The sequence below is a fragment of the Winogradskyella maritima genome, from assembly GCF_042650215.1.
In the GTDB taxonomy this organism is placed as follows: Bacteria; Bacteroidota; Bacteroidia; order Flavobacteriales; family Flavobacteriaceae; genus Winogradskyella; species Winogradskyella maritima.
In genome coordinates this window covers 469,242-484,389 of record NZ_JBHSAT010000004.1, presented here as the reverse complement: position 1 = coordinate 484,389, position 15,148 = coordinate 469,242, and the positions used below count along the sequence as shown (strand labels likewise).

Below are 15,148 nucleotides of genomic sequence, written 5' to 3'. Positions count from 1 at the left end.
AACCGCAGTAGATGGTGCTGGTATTTTTAATTATTATTTCTAAAAATTAGAATTAAATATACATAAGTAAACCTAGAGGGTTCAGAGTTTCAATAGGATTCGAACCACTTGTCTTAATCTAAATTTTTCCAAAATTTAAAAATAAAAAAAGAAATGCTTTTCAGTATCTCTCTTGAGGTGTCGCGCCCCCGATAGTAATCGGGAGAATCGCTGTAGATGGTGTGTATGTTTTAATTAATTTTTATAAAAATTATAAATAAAAAAGAGATACTTTTCAGTATCTCTCTCTTGAGGTGTCGAGCGGATTCGAACCGCTGTAGATGGTGTTGCAGACCACTGCCTAGCCACTCGGCCACGACACCGTATTGCTTGGGCAAATATAAAAATTATATAGTTTTTACACGCCTTAGCTATTGTTTTTTCGAGATTGAGTCATTTTAATGGTAACTTGTGCCACATCGCCACCAATTGGCGGATTTATTTTACTAACCCAAATCGAAGCTTTAGATACAGTTGGTGCGCCATTCATCACGTTATCTAAAATACGTTGGGCTACAGTTTCCAGCAGTTTTGCAGGAATAGCCATTTCATCACGGACAACCTTATTTAGAAAGACGTAATCGACAGTATCATTGAGAGCATCGGACAAGGCCGAAGGCTTTAAATCGGTAGTCACTTTTAAGTCCACACGGTAGTCGCTTCCTATTTTGGTTTCTTCAGGTAAACAGCCATGATTAGCAAATACCCTAATGTTTTCGAGTTTAATCTGTCCCATTTAGCAAAGGTAGTTTTTAATTCACTTTTATTAAAGAGATAAAACCACTGTCGGGTCGAGCGGAGTCGAGACCTAAAAAAATTTAACCAAAACCTCTCAACTCCGCTCGAGAAGACAGATACTTGAATTTTATTTTAACTCGTAAAAAAATCAAAGACGTTACTAATAGCGCTCGTTTTCGTTTTATAAAATTCAGTATAGGTGCATTTTTTACAGGTCACCGACGTAAATTTTTTATTCTGAACATCAAAAATCTTAGATAATGTACCTCCGGTAGCTCGCATTTGTCCAACTTCATAAGTGGTATTACTGCATTTTGGGCATTGATAATTCATCAGTTGTATGGTTTTATATTCAATCTATAGGTAGTGAAAACACTGTAAATGTTACAATTTTACGTAATTTTACAGCGCTATAAAATGCAGTAAACATACCATGTCAGACGATACAAAATCACTCAATTTTATTGAGCATATCATAGAAGAAGACCTTCAAAATGGATTGGAAAAGGATAAGCTCCGCTTCCGATTTCCACCAGAGCCCAACGGTTATTTACATATTGGTCACACCAAGGCTATTGGGATTAGTTTCGGGCTAGGTGAGAAGTATGATGCCCCAGTGAATCTTCGGTTTGATGATACCAATCCCGCCAAGGAAGAGCAAGAATATGTGGATGCTATTAAGCGCGATATTGCGTGGTTGGGCTATGAATGGGCGAATGAATTGTATTCTTCAGATTACTTTCAAACGCTTTATGATTGGGCGGTTTTAATGATAAAAGAAGGTTTGGCCTATGTCGACAGCCAACCTTCTGAGGCGATGGCCGAACAAAAAGGAACGCCGACACAAGTCGGGACCAATTCGCCATACAGAGATAGAACTATTGAAGAAAATCTTGAGCTTTTTCAAGGCATGAAGGAGGGAAGGTTTAAGCAAGGCGAGCATGTGCTTCGGGCTAAAATAGATATGGAAGACCCTAATATGCTGATGCGTGACCCAATTATGTACCGCATTCTCTATGCGCATCATCACAGAACGGGTGATGAGTGGTGCATTTATCCTATGTACGATTGGACGCACGGCGAAAGCGATTACATTGAGCAGATTTCACATTCCTTATGTTCATTGGAGTTTAAGCCACACCGTAAGCTCTACGATTGGTTTAAGGAAAATGTTTACGATTATGCCAAGGATAAACTTCCGATGCTACCCAAACAACGCGAGTTTGCACGTTTAAATTTAAGTTACACCATAATGAGCAAACGGAAACTATTGCGTTTAGTGGAAGAAGGTATTGTAACAGGCTGGGATGACCCAAGGATGCCAACGATTTCGGGCTTAAGAAGACGTGGCTATACACCAGCATCCATCCGAATGTTTATTGATAAAGTAGGGGTTGCTAAGCGCGAAAATGTTATCGATGTATCCTTATTGGAATTCTGTATCCGTGAAGATTTAAATAAAACGGCGGAACGCGTGATGGCTGTGGTTAATCCTGTAAAAGTGATTATTACCAATTATCCTGAAGGAAAAGAAGAATGGTTGGACGCTGAGAATAATCCCGAAGATGATTCTGCTGGATATCGAAAAGTACCGTTTTCAAGAGAACTTTATATTGAACGCGAAGACTTTAAGGAAGAAGCTGGGAACAAGTTTTTCAGATTAACTTTAGGCCAGGAAGTCCGATTGAAAAATGCGTATTTCATCAAAGCAGAAAGCGTGGTAAAAGATGCCTATGGCTTAATTTCTGAAATTCATTGTACTTACGACCCAGAAACCTTAAGCGGTAGCGGTACGGAAGCCAGTAAACGTAAAGTCAAAGGAACTTTGCATTGGGTGTCTGTGACTCATGCGATTCCCGCAGAAATTAGAAGTTACGATAGATTGTTTATGGACGAAGCGCCAGACAGCCATAAGGATAAAGATTTTATGGAGTTCATTAATCCTAATTCGCTAAAAGTATCCACGGGTTATGTGGAACCGAGTTTAAAAGAAGCAAAGGTAGGGGAGCGGTTTCAGTTTCAACGTTTAGGTTATTATAATGTTGATGACGACTCCACAGCCGAAAACTTAGTATTCAATAAAACTGTTGGTTTGCGTGATAGTTGGGCCAAGCAAAAGCCAAAACCCCAACAACAGCAACAGCAAAAACAACAGTCTCAAAAAGAGCGCCCTGCTATAGAAGTTATCAAACAATTGGGAAAAAAGTATACAAACCTACCCGATGCTAAACGCGAAAAAACCAAATCAGACATTTTAGGATTAGCAGAAAAAGTCTCTTACGAAGATTTAGAGCCCTTATTTGGAACATCAGCCAAAAAATCAGGTACACGTATCGCTACGCTTTTAACCCTGAAAGTATTGCTTAAAAATGGACTGGAGCGAAATGACAAAATCAACGCGTTTATAAACGATGTGGTTTTAGATGAAAACGTCTTGCTTTCTGAAGAAGCAAAAGCTATTTGAACACTTTTAGAATATCAAAATTGGACCCTGTAATTAACACTATTACAGGGTTTTTTGTACATTTATTTCATACTAACTAATAAATAAAGTCACATGGAAATTAATGTTATGGCAATTTTGGTTGCCGCAATTGTACCTATTGTTTTAGGTTTTTTATGGTATAATCCCATGCTTTTTGGGAATGCTTGGATGCGCGAATCGGGTATGACCGAAGAAAAAATGAAAGGCGGTAATATGGCCGTTATTTTTGGAGTTTCTATTTTAATGTCTCTTTTATTAGCGTTTTTTACACAGTTTTTGGTCATACACCAATTAGGTGCTTTAGGTATGGTCGGGGCGGAAGTAGAGTTGGCTAAGCCCTCATATGAAGCTTTCTTAGCGGATTACGGAAATGCATATAGAACCTTTAAACATGGTGCATTGCATGGCGCTATGGCCGGTATTTTTATGGTATTACCACTATTTGCCATCAACGGATTGTTTGAACGCCAAAGCTGGAAACACATTTTTATAAATGTAGGTTACTGGACGTTAAGCCTAGCCATTATGGGCGCTATTGTTGGCGGTTGGGTGTAGTTCTAAAGGATAGAATTATAAAAGCCCGAAAACCAATATGTTTTTCGGGCTTTAATTTTGAATAAAAATCACAGAACTTAAAATCTATAAGTTTTTTATTTTAGAAAAGTTAAGAATCTTTGTTTCCGTTTTTCTTCTTCGCTTCTTTCATGGCTTCACCAATTTGATTACTTGCCGTAAAACTAGCGACCATTTCATTCAACATGTTGCTTCCGGCTTGTGGAGCGTTTGGTAATAAAATAAGATTGCTATTAGTTTCTTCACCGAGCGACTGCAACGTGTCATAATGTTGGGTTACAACGATAAGGGCAGAAGCTTCCTGAGAGTTGATACCGACACGGTTTAGAACTTCTACAGACTCCTCTAAACCACGAGCAATTTCACGACGCTGGTCGGCAATACCTTGTCCCTGTAAGCGCTTGCTTTCAGCTTCGGCTTTAGCTTTTTCAACAATAAGAATACGTTGAGCATCACCTTCAAACTGAGCGGCGATTTTTTCACGCTCAGAAGCATTAATTCTGTTCATGGCTTGTTTTACCTGAGCATCTGGATCTATATCTGTTACCAATGTTTTAATGATGTCAAAACCATAGTCAGACATAGCGTCATTCAATTCAGCTTTAACCGCTAAAGCGATGTCATCTTTTTTCACAAAGACATCATCCAATTTCATTTTTGGGACTTCGGCACGGACCACATCAAAAACATAAGAAGTAATCTGGTCGTGCGGATAATCGAGCTTATAAAAAGCGTCATAAACTTTTTCTTTAATGACTTTGTATTGCACGGAAACTTTAAGGCGTACAAACACATCATCTAGGGTTTTGGTTTCAATAATAACATCCAATTGCTGGATCTTAAGGCTTAAACGGCCTGCTACACGGTCAATTAATGGAATCTTCATCTGAAGCCCAGATTGCCTTATACTATGGAATCTTCCAAAGCGCTCAATAATGGCCGCGCTCTGTTGTTTAACTATAAAAAAGGAAGACAGTAGAATGATTATTCCAAGAAACACAAAAGGGATATACAAATACGGCATAAATGTTAGAATTAATGGTTATAAATTGAGTTATAAAGTTACGCTATTATTTAGGTTTCTCGACGAAAAACCAATCGTGTTAACCCGATTAATTTTTTTTACTTAGGTTTGTTTTCGACTCAAAGCACAACCGATGAAACTTAAGCAACTTTATTTATTAGTAGCACTAACTAGTCTTTTTGTTACAACAAGCCACGCACAGCGCTATAATATCCAGAACGGCATTGGTATTTACGGGGGTTTAACCCAGTTTGATTTAAAGACGGATAATTTCACCACCCAAAGCAATAATGGCTTTTTAGGCGGTATGGCGGCAACCGTTGATTTACCCCACAAGTTTTATAATTTGAGCTATAACATTCAGTTGTCCGAAAACAAGTTTGATGTCGCGGCAACCCCTGCTATTGGACCTTCAGAATTTGTAGAGTACAAACTTTTTATGGCCCAGGCCGCACTTGTGATGCATGTGAAACTAGCTGGAAAATACTTGACCGCGGACTTAGGCCCTATGATTCAGTACAACGGAAATATGCAATTGGTGGACGAAAGCCAGGAAAGCTATATTATTGACGGCTACACGGCATTGCGCGCCGATGATATTTTGGACATTAACCAATTTAACATCAACGGAACTGTTGGTCTTACCGCGGGGATCGACAATTTTAAGGTTCGTGCCCAGTATATTTACGGCTTTACCAACACTCTAAATAAACTGAATAAGCAGGATTTGAATGTTGAGAACGACAACAATTTTAAAGGGAATATCAGTATGTTGGTCTTCTCCCTTATGGTCTCCTTTTAGAGTTTAGCCAAAAGCGCATCCAATCGTTTTAGGGCTTCTGCCTTTCCGATTAAATACATAATATCAAACACATCCGGACCTTGTAAGGCGCCAACTAGGGCGATTCGTAATGGCATCATTACTTTTCCGAAGCCAATACCATTATCCGTTATCCAGCCTTTTATTTTAGTTTGAAGGGCTTCTACGGTAAAATCATCAACTTCAGAAATTAAGTTTTTTACAGTTGATAAAAGATCAAGTGTATCTTCTTTTATGGCTTTTTTGAACGCTTTTTCATCATAAGTTGAAGGCGCTTCAAAAAAGAAATGGCTTAAATCCCAAAAGTCACTGACAAAGGTGGCACGTTCTTTTATTAGCTCAACAACCAAAGAAACGTAATTAATGTCAATAGCACTGTCATTGCGAGTCACGCCATTTTCGCGTGACGTGGCAATCTCATCATTAGAAACAGATTGCTTCGTTCTACTCGCAATAACGTTTAATTTTTGATTTAAAATAGGTTGAAACGCCTTAGCCAATTCCAAATCCAACTGCTGTTGCATGTATTGGTGGTTAAACCACTTAGTTTTATCAGGGTCGAAGCGTGCACCAGCTTTATTCACACGGTTTAAATCGAAGGCATTGATTAATTCCTCCATAGAGAACAACTCTTGTTCAGTTCCTGGATTCCAGCCCAAAAAGGCCAAGAAATTCACTACAGCACCCGAGAAGTAACCATCCTCTTTATAACCACGGGCAATATCACCCGTTTTAGGGTCTTTCCATTCTAAAGGAAATACTGGGAAACCTAATTTGTCGCCATCACGTTTACTGAGCTTTCCTTTTCCGGTTGGTTTAAGGATGAGTGGTAAATGCGCAAATTCAGGAGCTTGCCAACCAAAGGCATCATATAGTTGTTGGTGCAGGGCCAAACTTGGCAACCACTCTTCACCACGAATGACATGCGTGATTTCCATTAAATGGTCGTCCACAATGTTGGCCAAATGATAAGTTGGCATACCGTCACTTTTAAACAGCACCTTGTCGTCCAAAATATTGGTGTCTATACTGATGTCTCCACGGATAATATCCTTTAACTGAAGTGTTTCGTCTTGAGGGGACTTAAAACGAATGACATAATCTTCGCCAGCATCCAATTTTACTTGTGTTTCGTCTTCTGAAAGCACCAAAGAATTGACCAGCCGTCCTTTCTCACGATTATGCCAATTATAGATAAAGGTTTTCCCTTCGGCTTCGTGGTTTTTTCGTTCTGCGCCTAAAGCTTCAGAAGTGTCAAAGGCGTAATACGCTCTCCCTGAAGCAACCAATTCATCGGCGTAGGCTTTATATAAATGCTTTCGCTCACTTTGACGGTAAGGACCGTATTGGCCTCCTTTTTCAGGTGATTCTTCAAAAGTCATCCCACACCAATCCAAAGCTTTGACAATATAATCTTCAGCACCTTCAACATAGCGATTTTGGTCGGTATCCTCAATCCTTAAAATAAAAGCCCCACCGTGTTTTTTAGCAAATAAATAGTTGAATAGAGCGGTTCTTACACCGCCGATATGTAAAGGTCCTGTTGGACTTGGCGCAAATCGTACACGAATGTTTTTTGACATGGAAAATGACTGATTTTTGGTTTCTGGGTCCGAAGCATCAAGATTGTTTCAGAATCTCCCGCAAAGATAATCCATCAAAAGGAAGAATCAAGAAATAAGCGATAAGAAGCAGCGCGTTGCCTCACACCAAAAACTAAGTAGTCTAACATCTTATTTCTAATCTCTCGAAGTAATCATGCTCTCCGGAACTCGCTTATTCATAATCTTAAACCAAAGCGGAGGCAAAAGCGAAATAACCATAGATGTCGGATAACCATAAGGCATTTGCGGACTTTCATCATGGCAATCCAAAACCTGATATTTTTTGGAAGACTTATAATGGTGGTCGCTATGACGGGTCAATTCATAGAGAACAATGCGCCCGATGACGTGATTTGAGTTCCAGCTATGCATCTCGCGGACACGCTCGTAACGCCCCGATTTGGTTTTATGACGAAGCAATCCATAATGCTCAATATAATTTACGGTTTCTAATAACAAGAACCCAACAAAACCTGAAAGCACAGCAAAAAGCAACGATTTTGGTCCTAAGACTATAAAAATCACAGCCAGATAGGTTGTTTGAAAAACAGAATACCAGAGCATATCATTTTTAAAACTGAAAAAACCATGGTTTTGAGATTTCAATAATTTAGTTTGGAGCTTCCACGCATTACGATATTGCCGAAACGTAGATGTCACCCAAAAGGAATAGACGGATTGATTATAACGTGCCGTTGCTGGGTCTTCTGGTGTTGCGGCGTGTAAGTGATGACCAAAATTATGTTCAATATAAAAGTGCATGTAGAACGAAGGCAGGAGCAAAGCCTTTCCTAAAAAACGTTCGTTGGTAGTTTGACGATGGCCCAGTTCGTGTGCCACATTGATGCCGTTAACCCCCAAAACGATACCGACGGAAAACACAAAACCGATAAATTCAGGCATACTCAAGTCTGAACTAAACACTACATACAATCCGTATATTAAAACGCCGTAAACCAATGGTAGATTTAGATACAGCAACCAATCAAACACTCGCTTTTTCAATTTTGAAGACACTTCTTCAGCGTCCAGATTCTCTGTATCTACGGGAAAAATCAATTCTAGAATAGGAATAACGCCAAATGCAAAGACAACTGTTGCCCAAGCAAAAGGTCCTTTCAAACTTAAACCCAAAATAGCGACGATAGGAATGGAAAAGGCCGCTAAGTATTTTAAATCTTTCATTTAGTAGGTGTTTTTTGTCATTATTTACAACAAGTTGAACGTCAAAAAGTATCGATAACCCCCTTGGCTTAACATAATCCATGCTGCTAATTTGTCAGTATCAGGCTCAAATAATAGAACGCCTAAAGGTTCTTTAGGGTCTTCCTTACGGTAATAGGCAAAAACATTATCATGCTTTGCATACATTTTTTCTCCGGCCAAAGTCTTTTGTTTAGATTTTTCCGCATCGAAGGGTTCATATATTTTATGGTTTTTATAAAATCTGACGGGTTTTGCTTCAAGATTCCTTAACCCAATGCTGTCGACGGTTTTTTTAAAAAAACAAAAAAGCGTGTCGAAAGCGATAACACGTCTTTCTTTTCTTTCAGTGTCAGTATCATTTAAGACATTTTCAAAATAGACATAGTTTGTGAAAAGTGTGTCCCTTGAAATTTGAGCACGCTCTTTTTTATATATGTAATTTGCTAGCCCTTTTAGTTTAGCGTATTGAGCGTTATCATTTTCAGTCCATATTTCAGGACTTTTATCTTGCCCTAAAACAAAACTTGAAACAAGGACGAGTAAGCTAATTAATGGTATTCTCATATCGCTCTAGAGTTTACGGTTTGTAGATGTAGGGAAGTTGCTCAATTTTCGGCTCATTCTCAGTGAAAACGTACTAAATTAACAGAATCTTGCCAATTTTAACAAATTGTAAAACAAAATATATTGTAGATTAGTGAGTTCTAGAGATATCCATGAGCAATTTTAAAACTATACAGTCTAAGTTAGAGCAGTTTATCCGTAAATTTTACGTCAATGAATTACTTAAGGGCGTCATATTATTTTTTGCCATTGGCTTGCTGTATCTCATTTTCACCTTGTTGATTGAGTATTTCCTATGGTTGGGTCCTACACTAAGAACCATCCTTTTTTGGACGTTCATTGCTGTAGAACTAGGACTCTTCATAAGATTTATTGCTTTTCCGCTGCTGAAATTATTCAATTTAAGGGAAGGCATCAATAATGAAAAAGCCTCGCAAATCATAGGCGGCCATTTTCCTCAGGTTAATGATAAATTATTGAACGTACTTCAGCTAAACCAAAGCAAGCGTCAGTCGGATTTGCTGTTAGCCTCAATAGAACAGAAGTCGCAAGAGCTGTCGCCGGTTCCGTTTCAGATGGCTGTAAATTTCAAGTCGAATATTAAATATCTGAAGTATGCCGCCATTCCTGTGGCTATTATTTTACTCTCTTTTGTTTCGGGGAAGATTGATTGGTTTAGCGATAGCTATGAACGTGTTGTGAATTACAAAACGGCTTATGAACCACCAGCACCGTTCCTGTTTTTTGTATTGAACGATAACTTACAAGCCATTGAAAACAAAGATTTCAGGCTATTGGCAAAAACAGCCGGGACAGTGATTCCAGAGAATGCCATGATTCAATTCAACGACCAGAATTTTTATCTACAACAGATTGTTCAAGGCGAATTTCAGTATGTTTTTGAGCGTCCGTCGGAGGCCATTACCTTTTCTCTCACGGCAAACGGCATTACTTCAAAAGAATACACCTTAGAAGTGACTGATGTGCCGACCTTATTGAGCTTTGATATGGTTTTGGATTACCCGTCACATACCAGAAAAATAGACGAGACACTAAAAAGTTCAGGAAGTGCGACTATACCTGAAGGCACCAAAGTCCGTTGGGAAGTCAATACAAAATCCACGACCGACGTTCGCATCTATGCCGAAGACACGATTGGCTTTCAGACGGAAGACCAAGCTAAATACACGGCTTCAAAACGTATCTATAAAAACTACAATTACAACCTGGCGACAAGCAATTCCAACTTAAAAGATTACGAAAACCTGGCCTTTTCATTGAATGTCGTGAAAGACGCTTACCCAGAGCTGGATTTAAAAATGCAAAAGGATTCGCTAGACAATCAGTCCCTGTATTTCTACGGTCAGGCAAGTGATGATTATGGTATCAGCAAAGTGAATCTGGTCTATTATCCGGTGGGTAAGGAAGACCAGAGGGTGGTAGAACCAATTACCACATCTAAGTTTACGTTTGTCGAGTTTGTATCGGCATTTCCAGACCAGTTGAACCTTAAGGACGGGGTGTCTTACGAATTGTATTTTGAAGTGTTCGATAACGACGCCGTTCATAATTACAAGCGCATAAAAAGTTCTGTTTTTGGCTATCGAAAGCTAACGCAAGAGGAGACGGAGGAGAAGCAACTTCAGGAGCAAAACGAAACGATTGAGGGGATTAACGAAACCTTTGAAAAACTTCAGGAGCAAGACAAAAACCTTCAAGAGTTATCCAAGACTCAAAAGGAAAAAGAAGCCTTAAATTTTAATGACAAAAAGAAGTTTGAAGACTTCTTAAAGCGCCAGAAGCAACAGGAGCAGTTGATGAAGAATTTCAACAAGAAGTTGCAGGAGAACTTGGAAGAATTTCAAAATGAAAAGGAAGAAAAGGACCAATTTAAGGAAGACCTCAAAGAGCGATTAAAGGATAATGAGGAACAGCTAAAGAAGGACGAAAAATTGTTGGAGGAGTTAGAGAAACTTCGTGATAAAATCAGCAAGGAAGAATTTTCGCAAAAGCTGGAAGAATTGGCCAAACAGAATAAAAATAAAAAGCGCAGTATGGAACAACTGTTGGAGTTGACCAAGCGTTTTTATGTGACTAAGAAGGCTGAAAAAATCACCAATCAGCTTGAAGAGCTAGCCAAGGAGCAGGAAGAATTATCAAAAAAGAAAGGCGACGAGAATACCGAGAAGCAACAAGAAGAACTCAATAAAAAGTTTGAAGACATACAGAAAGCCATAGAGGAGCTTAAGAGCGAGAATCGCAAACTAAGAAAGCCTTTAGACGTGCCAAGCGACAAGTCGTTAGAAGAAAGCATTAAAAAGGATCAGAAGGAAGCTAAAGAATCATTAAAAGAAAAGCAAGAGAAGCAAAATAGCCCGGAACCAGAAGAACAGCAAGAGGGCCAAAAGCAAGAGCAGAACGCACAGCAAAAGCAACAGAATGCCTCAAAGAAAATGAAGCAAATGAGCCAGGAGTTCAAAAAAATGATGGAATCTGGTGGCGGTGGAGGCGGAGGCTCCCAAATGCAAGAAGATGCTGAAATGTTGCGTCAAATTTTAGATAACCTTATTCGGTTTTCCTTTGACCAAGAAGGTTTGATGGACCAATTTAAGGATATCGATATCGGCCATAATCAGTTTGGCAAATTTGTTATTCGTCAAAACACGTTAAGAGAGCATTTTGAACATATCGATGACAGCCTATTTGCGTTGTCTTTGCGCAATCCCAAACTGTCTGAGAATGTCAACAAGCAAATAACGGAGGTTTATTTTAATATAGATAAAGCTTTAGAGCAATTGGCTGAGAATCGCCTTTACCAAGGTACGGCGGCGCAACAATATACGATTACAGCAACCAACGAGCTTGCAGATTTCTTAAGCAACACGCTGGATAACATGGAAATGTCCATGAACATGCAACCAGGACAGAGAGGAGAGGGTGACATGCAGTTGCCAGATATCATTATGACGCAGGAAGAGCTAAACAAAAAAATGGAGGAGGCTGTCAAGAAAAGTCAAGAGGGACAAGAGGGCGAGGAAGGCGAAAAACCCGGAGAGAAGCCGGGAGAACAACCTGGAGAAATGCCTGGTGAAAAGGGCAAAGAGGGCAAAGAAGGTGAACAAGGCGAAAAAGGCCAACAGGGTAAAGATGGTCAAAACGGTCAGCAGGGACAAAATGGAAAACAGCAGGGAGAAGGGCAATCTGGCCAGCAGAATGGAGAAGGAAATGGCGAGGGCGAAGGTGACGGAAAAGATGGAAAACAAGATGGTAAAGACGGTGAAAAAAATGGTTATGGTGAAGGCGGTAATGAAGAGTTAAATGGAGAACTGTATAAGATTTATCAACAGCAACAGCAGTTGCGCCAAGCTTTACAGGATAAGATTGGAAAAGAAGGAAGTAAAGGCAATGTGGGTGATTTAATTCAGAAAATGGAAGAGGTGGAGCTCGATTTAATCAACCAAGGTTTCACCAACCAAACCCTTCAAAAAATGATGGATTTACAGCATCAGTTACTGAAGTTGAATGAAGCGAACTTTACACAAGGCCAAGACGATAAGCGCGAATCGAAAACCAACAGAAAAAACTATAATTCTACCAACGGAAGCCAAATTCCAACAGCAAAATCCTATTTTAATACTACAGAGATTTTAAATAGACAAGCCTTACCTTTGCGCGAGCGCTACAAGAAGAAAGTGCAGGACTATTTTAAAAAGAAGGATGATTAATTTCCATTACGAAATACCATTTAATTTAGACAACGAAAAGCAAGTGTCTGATTGGATTTCTGAAACCATTTTGAGTGAAAACCTTAAGGAGGGGGAAATCAATTATATCTTCTGTTCGGATGACTATCTGCATAAAATCAACGTTGAATTTTTGAATCATGACACCCTTACGGATATTATTAGTTTTGATTATTCGGCAGGAAAAGAACTACACGGTGATATTTATGTTTCAGTGGATCGCGTAAAAGAAAATGCAGAAACATTCGCCACGGAATTTACTAATGAAATGGCGCGGGTTATCATTCACGGTATACTTCATTTTTGTGGTTACAAGGATAAGTCTGAAGATGAAGAAAAAGCAATGCGATCAAAGGAAGATTTCTACTTGGCTAAGCGTTCGTAATTATCTTTAATTCAGCGTATATTTGCAAACTTTTAATTTGTTCCACGTGGAACACTGAATATTTTTGATATGTTTAACGAGGTGTATGATGTTATAGTCGTTGGCGCGGGTCACGCTGGTAGTGAAGCCGCCGCCGCTGCCGCGAACATGGGCAGTAAAACCTTGTTGATTACTATGAATCTTCAGAATATTGCACAAATGTCCTGCAACCCGGCTATGGGTGGTATTGCAAAGGGCCAAATTGTGCGAGAGATTGATGCGCTTGGCGGTTACAGTGGTATTGTTTCAGACACCTCTGCGATTCAATTCAAGATGCTTAACAAATCTAAGGGTCCCGCAATGTGGAGCCCAAGAGTTCAAAGTGACCGAATGCGTTTTGCTGAGGATTGGCGATTGCTTTTAGAGGGCACCCCAAACCTAGACTTCTACCAAGAAATGGTTTCGGGATTAATTATAGAAAGGGATAAGGTTGTCGGTGTAAAAACGTCATTGGGAATTGAGGTTAAAGCGAAATCTGTAGTGTTGACCAATGGAACATTTTTAAATGGATTGATTCATATTGGTGACAAAAACTTTGGTGGTGGAAGAGCAGGTGAAAGAGCGGCGACAGGAATTACAGAAGAGCTTCGTGAATTAGGATTTGAGTCGGGCCGAATGAAAACAGGAACACCACCTCGTGTCGATGGTCGCTCACTTGATTATTCAAAAATGACGGAACAACCTGGTGATGCGCGACCCGAAAAGTTCTCTTATTTAGACATAACCTCACCCTTAAAGAATCAGCGGTCTTGCCACATGACTTATACAAGTACGGAGGTGCATGATTTATTGCGAGAAGGCTTCGATCGCTCCCCAATGTTTAATGGACGAATTAAAAGTGTTGGGCCGAGGTATTGCCCTTCAATTGAAGATAAAATCAATCGCTTTGCGGATAAGGATAGGCATCAACTTTTCGTTGAGCCTGAAGGTTGGAATACCGTAGAGGTTTATGTCAACGGATTCTCAACTTCGCTTCCTGAGGATGTTCAATTTAAAGCATTACGTTCTGTAGCAGGTTTTGAAAATGTGAAGTTTTTCAGACCAGGCTATGCCATTGAATATGATTATTTCCCACCAACGCAATTAAAGCATACGCTCGAAACCAAATTGGTCGATGGCCTTTATTTTGCTGGTCAGATTAATGGCACAACAGGTTATGAAGAAGCGGCGTCTCAAGGCTTGATGGCGGGAATAAATGCCAGTTTAAAAGTACAAGAGAAAGAAGCGTTCACTCTACAGCGAGACGAAGCTTATATTGGTGTTTTGATAGATGATTTAATCACTAAGGGAACGGAAGAACCTTATCGCATGTTTACATCTCGAGCTGAATATAGAACCTTGTTGCGACAAGATAACGCCGATTTTCGATTAACCCCGAAAGGTTATAAATTAGGTTTAGCTTCCGTAACACGGTTGAGACGCATGGAAGAAAAGCAGTCTAAGTCCGAAGCTTTTGTTCAATTTTTTAAAGATACCAGCGTTACACCAGAGGAGATAAACCCCATTCTTGAGACCAAAAATTCGGCACTCGTAAAACAACAGGATAAGATGTTTAAATTGTTTGCGAGACCTAATGTAACGATGGACGATATGCGTAAAGTTGAGAGCGTGGAGCAGTTTGTACAATCCAACGACTTAGACGCTGAGGTTTTGGAGCAATCTGAAATTCAAGTTAAATATTCAGGGTATATCGAAAAGGAAAAGAACAATGCAGACAAGTTAACACGTCTAGAAAACGTTAAGATTCCTGCTGATTTTGATTATTCAAAACTAAAGTCGATGAGTCTTGAAGCACGCGGTAAGTTGAATAAAATACAACCCGTAACGGTGTCTCAAGCATCACGGATAAGTGGTGTTTCGCCAGCCGATATTTCTGTTTTGTTAGTCTACTTAGGACGCTAAACCTGTTTTACAAACAAAAATGTTCC

General features: G+C 39.5%; 12 protein-coding genes and 1 tRNA gene. 6 read left to right on the top strand and 7 right to left on the bottom strand.

Annotation, left to right across the window (positions count from 1 at the left end; translation table 11 throughout):
• Positions 1 to 291: 291 nt before the first annotated feature.
• The 3 genes from ACFOSX_RS03130 to ACFOSX_RS03120 all read right to left on the bottom strand — a co-directional run bounded on the left by ACFOSX_RS03130 (position 292) and on the right by ACFOSX_RS03120 (position 1,110).
• Positions 292 to 362: transfer RNA gene (locus ACFOSX_RS03130), tRNA-Cys, on the bottom strand.
• A gap of 44 nt (positions 363 to 406) precedes the next feature.
• On the bottom strand, positions 407 to 775 hold the full coding sequence (gene folB, locus ACFOSX_RS03125; protein ID WP_386096922.1) for a dihydroneopterin aldolase: 369 nt from the start codon (positions 773 to 775) through the stop codon (positions 407 to 409).
• A 134-nt stretch (positions 776 to 909) separates the two neighbouring features.
• Positions 910 to 1,110 (bottom strand): zinc ribbon domain-containing protein, encoded by a 201-nt coding sequence (locus tag ACFOSX_RS03120; RefSeq protein ID WP_386096920.1) that lies wholly within the window; start codon positions 1,108 to 1,110, stop codon positions 910 to 912.
• 100 nt (positions 1,111 to 1,210) lie between these two features.
• On the opposite strand from ACFOSX_RS03120, the gene ACFOSX_RS03115 reads away from it, so the two are divergent.
• Together ACFOSX_RS03115 and ACFOSX_RS03110 are read left to right on the top strand one after the other, a co-directional pair.
• Complete coding sequence (locus ACFOSX_RS03115) at positions 1,211 to 3,241, top strand: glutamine--tRNA ligase/YqeY domain fusion protein (RefSeq protein WP_386096919.1); 2,031 nt, start codon at positions 1,211 to 1,213, stop codon at positions 3,239 to 3,241.
• Positions 3,242 to 3,334: 93 nt separating this feature from the next.
• Positions 3,335 to 3,817 (top strand): DUF1761 domain-containing protein, encoded by a 483-nt coding sequence (locus ACFOSX_RS03110; protein WP_386096917.1) that lies wholly within the window; start codon positions 3,335 to 3,337, stop codon positions 3,815 to 3,817.
• Positions 3,818 to 3,926: 109 nt separating this feature from the next.
• Here the strand turns inward: ACFOSX_RS03110 and ACFOSX_RS03105 are convergent, their stop codons facing one another.
• Complete coding sequence (locus ACFOSX_RS03105) at positions 3,927 to 4,859, bottom strand: SPFH domain-containing protein (protein WP_386096915.1); 933 nt, start codon at positions 4,857 to 4,859, stop codon at positions 3,927 to 3,929.
• A gap of 133 nt (positions 4,860 to 4,992) precedes the next feature.
• Between ACFOSX_RS03105 and ACFOSX_RS03100 the strand changes: the two genes are divergently transcribed.
• Entirely contained in the window at positions 4,993 to 5,661 is a 669-nt protein-coding gene (locus ACFOSX_RS03100) for a hypothetical protein (RefSeq protein ID WP_386096913.1), read from the top strand.
• Here the strand turns inward: ACFOSX_RS03100 and gltX are convergent.
• The 3 genes from gltX to ACFOSX_RS03085 form a co-directional block, all read right to left on the bottom strand.
• Positions 5,658 to 7,262: a glutamate--tRNA ligase gene (gene gltX, locus ACFOSX_RS03095; RefSeq protein ID WP_386096911.1), complete on the bottom strand. Its 1,605-nt coding sequence runs from the start codon at positions 7,260 to 7,262 to the stop codon at positions 5,658 to 5,660. The genes ACFOSX_RS03100 and gltX overlap by 4 nt on opposite strands.
• 156 nt (positions 7,263 to 7,418) lie before the next feature.
• The gene (locus tag ACFOSX_RS03090; RefSeq protein WP_386096909.1) at positions 7,419 to 8,468 is read right to left on the bottom strand and encodes an alkane 1-monooxygenase; all 1,050 of its coding nucleotides are present in this window, start codon (positions 8,466 to 8,468) and stop codon (positions 7,419 to 7,421) included.
• Between the two features lie 24 nt (positions 8,469 to 8,492).
• Positions 8,493 to 9,053: a hypothetical protein gene (locus ACFOSX_RS03085; protein WP_386096907.1), complete on the bottom strand. Its 561-nt coding sequence runs from the start codon at positions 9,051 to 9,053 to the stop codon at positions 8,493 to 8,495.
• Between the two features lie 152 nt (positions 9,054 to 9,205).
• On the opposite strand from ACFOSX_RS03085, the gene ACFOSX_RS03080 reads away from it, so the two are divergent.
• The 3 genes from ACFOSX_RS03080 to mnmG all read left to right on the top strand — a co-directional run bounded on the left by ACFOSX_RS03080 (position 9,206) and on the right by mnmG (position 15,122).
• Entirely contained in the window at positions 9,206 to 12,778 is a 3,573-nt protein-coding gene (locus tag ACFOSX_RS03080) for a hypothetical protein (RefSeq protein WP_386096905.1), read from the top strand.
• On the top strand, positions 12,771 to 13,181 hold the full coding sequence (gene ybeY / locus ACFOSX_RS03075) for an rRNA maturation RNase YbeY (RefSeq protein WP_386096903.1): 411 nt from the start codon (positions 12,771 to 12,773) through the stop codon (positions 13,179 to 13,181). The genes ACFOSX_RS03080 and ybeY overlap by 8 nt, the downstream gene beginning before the upstream one ends.
• 69 nt (positions 13,182 to 13,250) lie before the next feature.
• Positions 13,251 to 15,122 carry a tRNA uridine-5-carboxymethylaminomethyl(34) synthesis enzyme MnmG gene (mnmG, locus tag ACFOSX_RS03070; RefSeq protein ID WP_386096901.1) on the top strand — a complete coding sequence of 624 codons (1,872 nt, stop codon included), beginning with the start codon at positions 13,251 to 13,253 and terminating at the stop codon, positions 15,120 to 15,122.
• The last annotated feature ends 26 nt before the right edge of the window (positions 15,123 to 15,148 follow it).

Coding starts and splice junctions, on each gene's coding strand:
- ACFOSX_RS03115 (WP_386096919.1), top strand. CDS start 1,211: ATGTCAGACGATACAAAATCACTCAATTTTATTGAGCATATCATAGAA.
- ACFOSX_RS03120 (WP_386096920.1), bottom strand. CDS start 1,110: ATGAATTATCAATGCCCAAAATGCAGTAATACCACTTATGAAGTTGGA.
- ACFOSX_RS03105 (WP_386096915.1), bottom strand. CDS start 4,859: ATGCCGTATTTGTATATCCCTTTTGTGTTTCTTGGAATAATCATTCTA.
- folB (WP_386096922.1), bottom strand. CDS start 775: ATGGGACAGATTAAACTCGAAAACATTAGGGTATTTGCTAATCATGGC.
- ACFOSX_RS03110 (WP_386096917.1), top strand. CDS start 3,335: ATGGAAATTAATGTTATGGCAATTTTGGTTGCCGCAATTGTACCTATT.
- ACFOSX_RS03085 (WP_386096907.1), bottom strand. CDS start 9,053: ATGAGAATACCATTAATTAGCTTACTCGTCCTTGTTTCAAGTTTTGTT.
- mnmG (WP_386096901.1), top strand. CDS start 13,251: ATGTTTAACGAGGTGTATGATGTTATAGTCGTTGGCGCGGGTCACGCT.
- ACFOSX_RS03100 (WP_386096913.1), top strand. CDS start 4,993: ATGAAACTTAAGCAACTTTATTTATTAGTAGCACTAACTAGTCTTTTT.
- ACFOSX_RS03080 (WP_386096905.1), top strand. CDS start 9,206: ATGAGCAATTTTAAAACTATACAGTCTAAGTTAGAGCAGTTTATCCGT.
- ybeY (WP_386096903.1), top strand. CDS start 12,771: ATGATTAATTTCCATTACGAAATACCATTTAATTTAGACAACGAAAAG.
- ACFOSX_RS03090 (WP_386096909.1), bottom strand. CDS start 8,468: ATGAAAGATTTAAAATACTTAGCGGCCTTTTCCATTCCTATCGTCGCT.
- gltX (WP_386096911.1), bottom strand. CDS start 7,262: ATGTCAAAAAACATTCGTGTACGATTTGCGCCAAGTCCAACAGGACCT.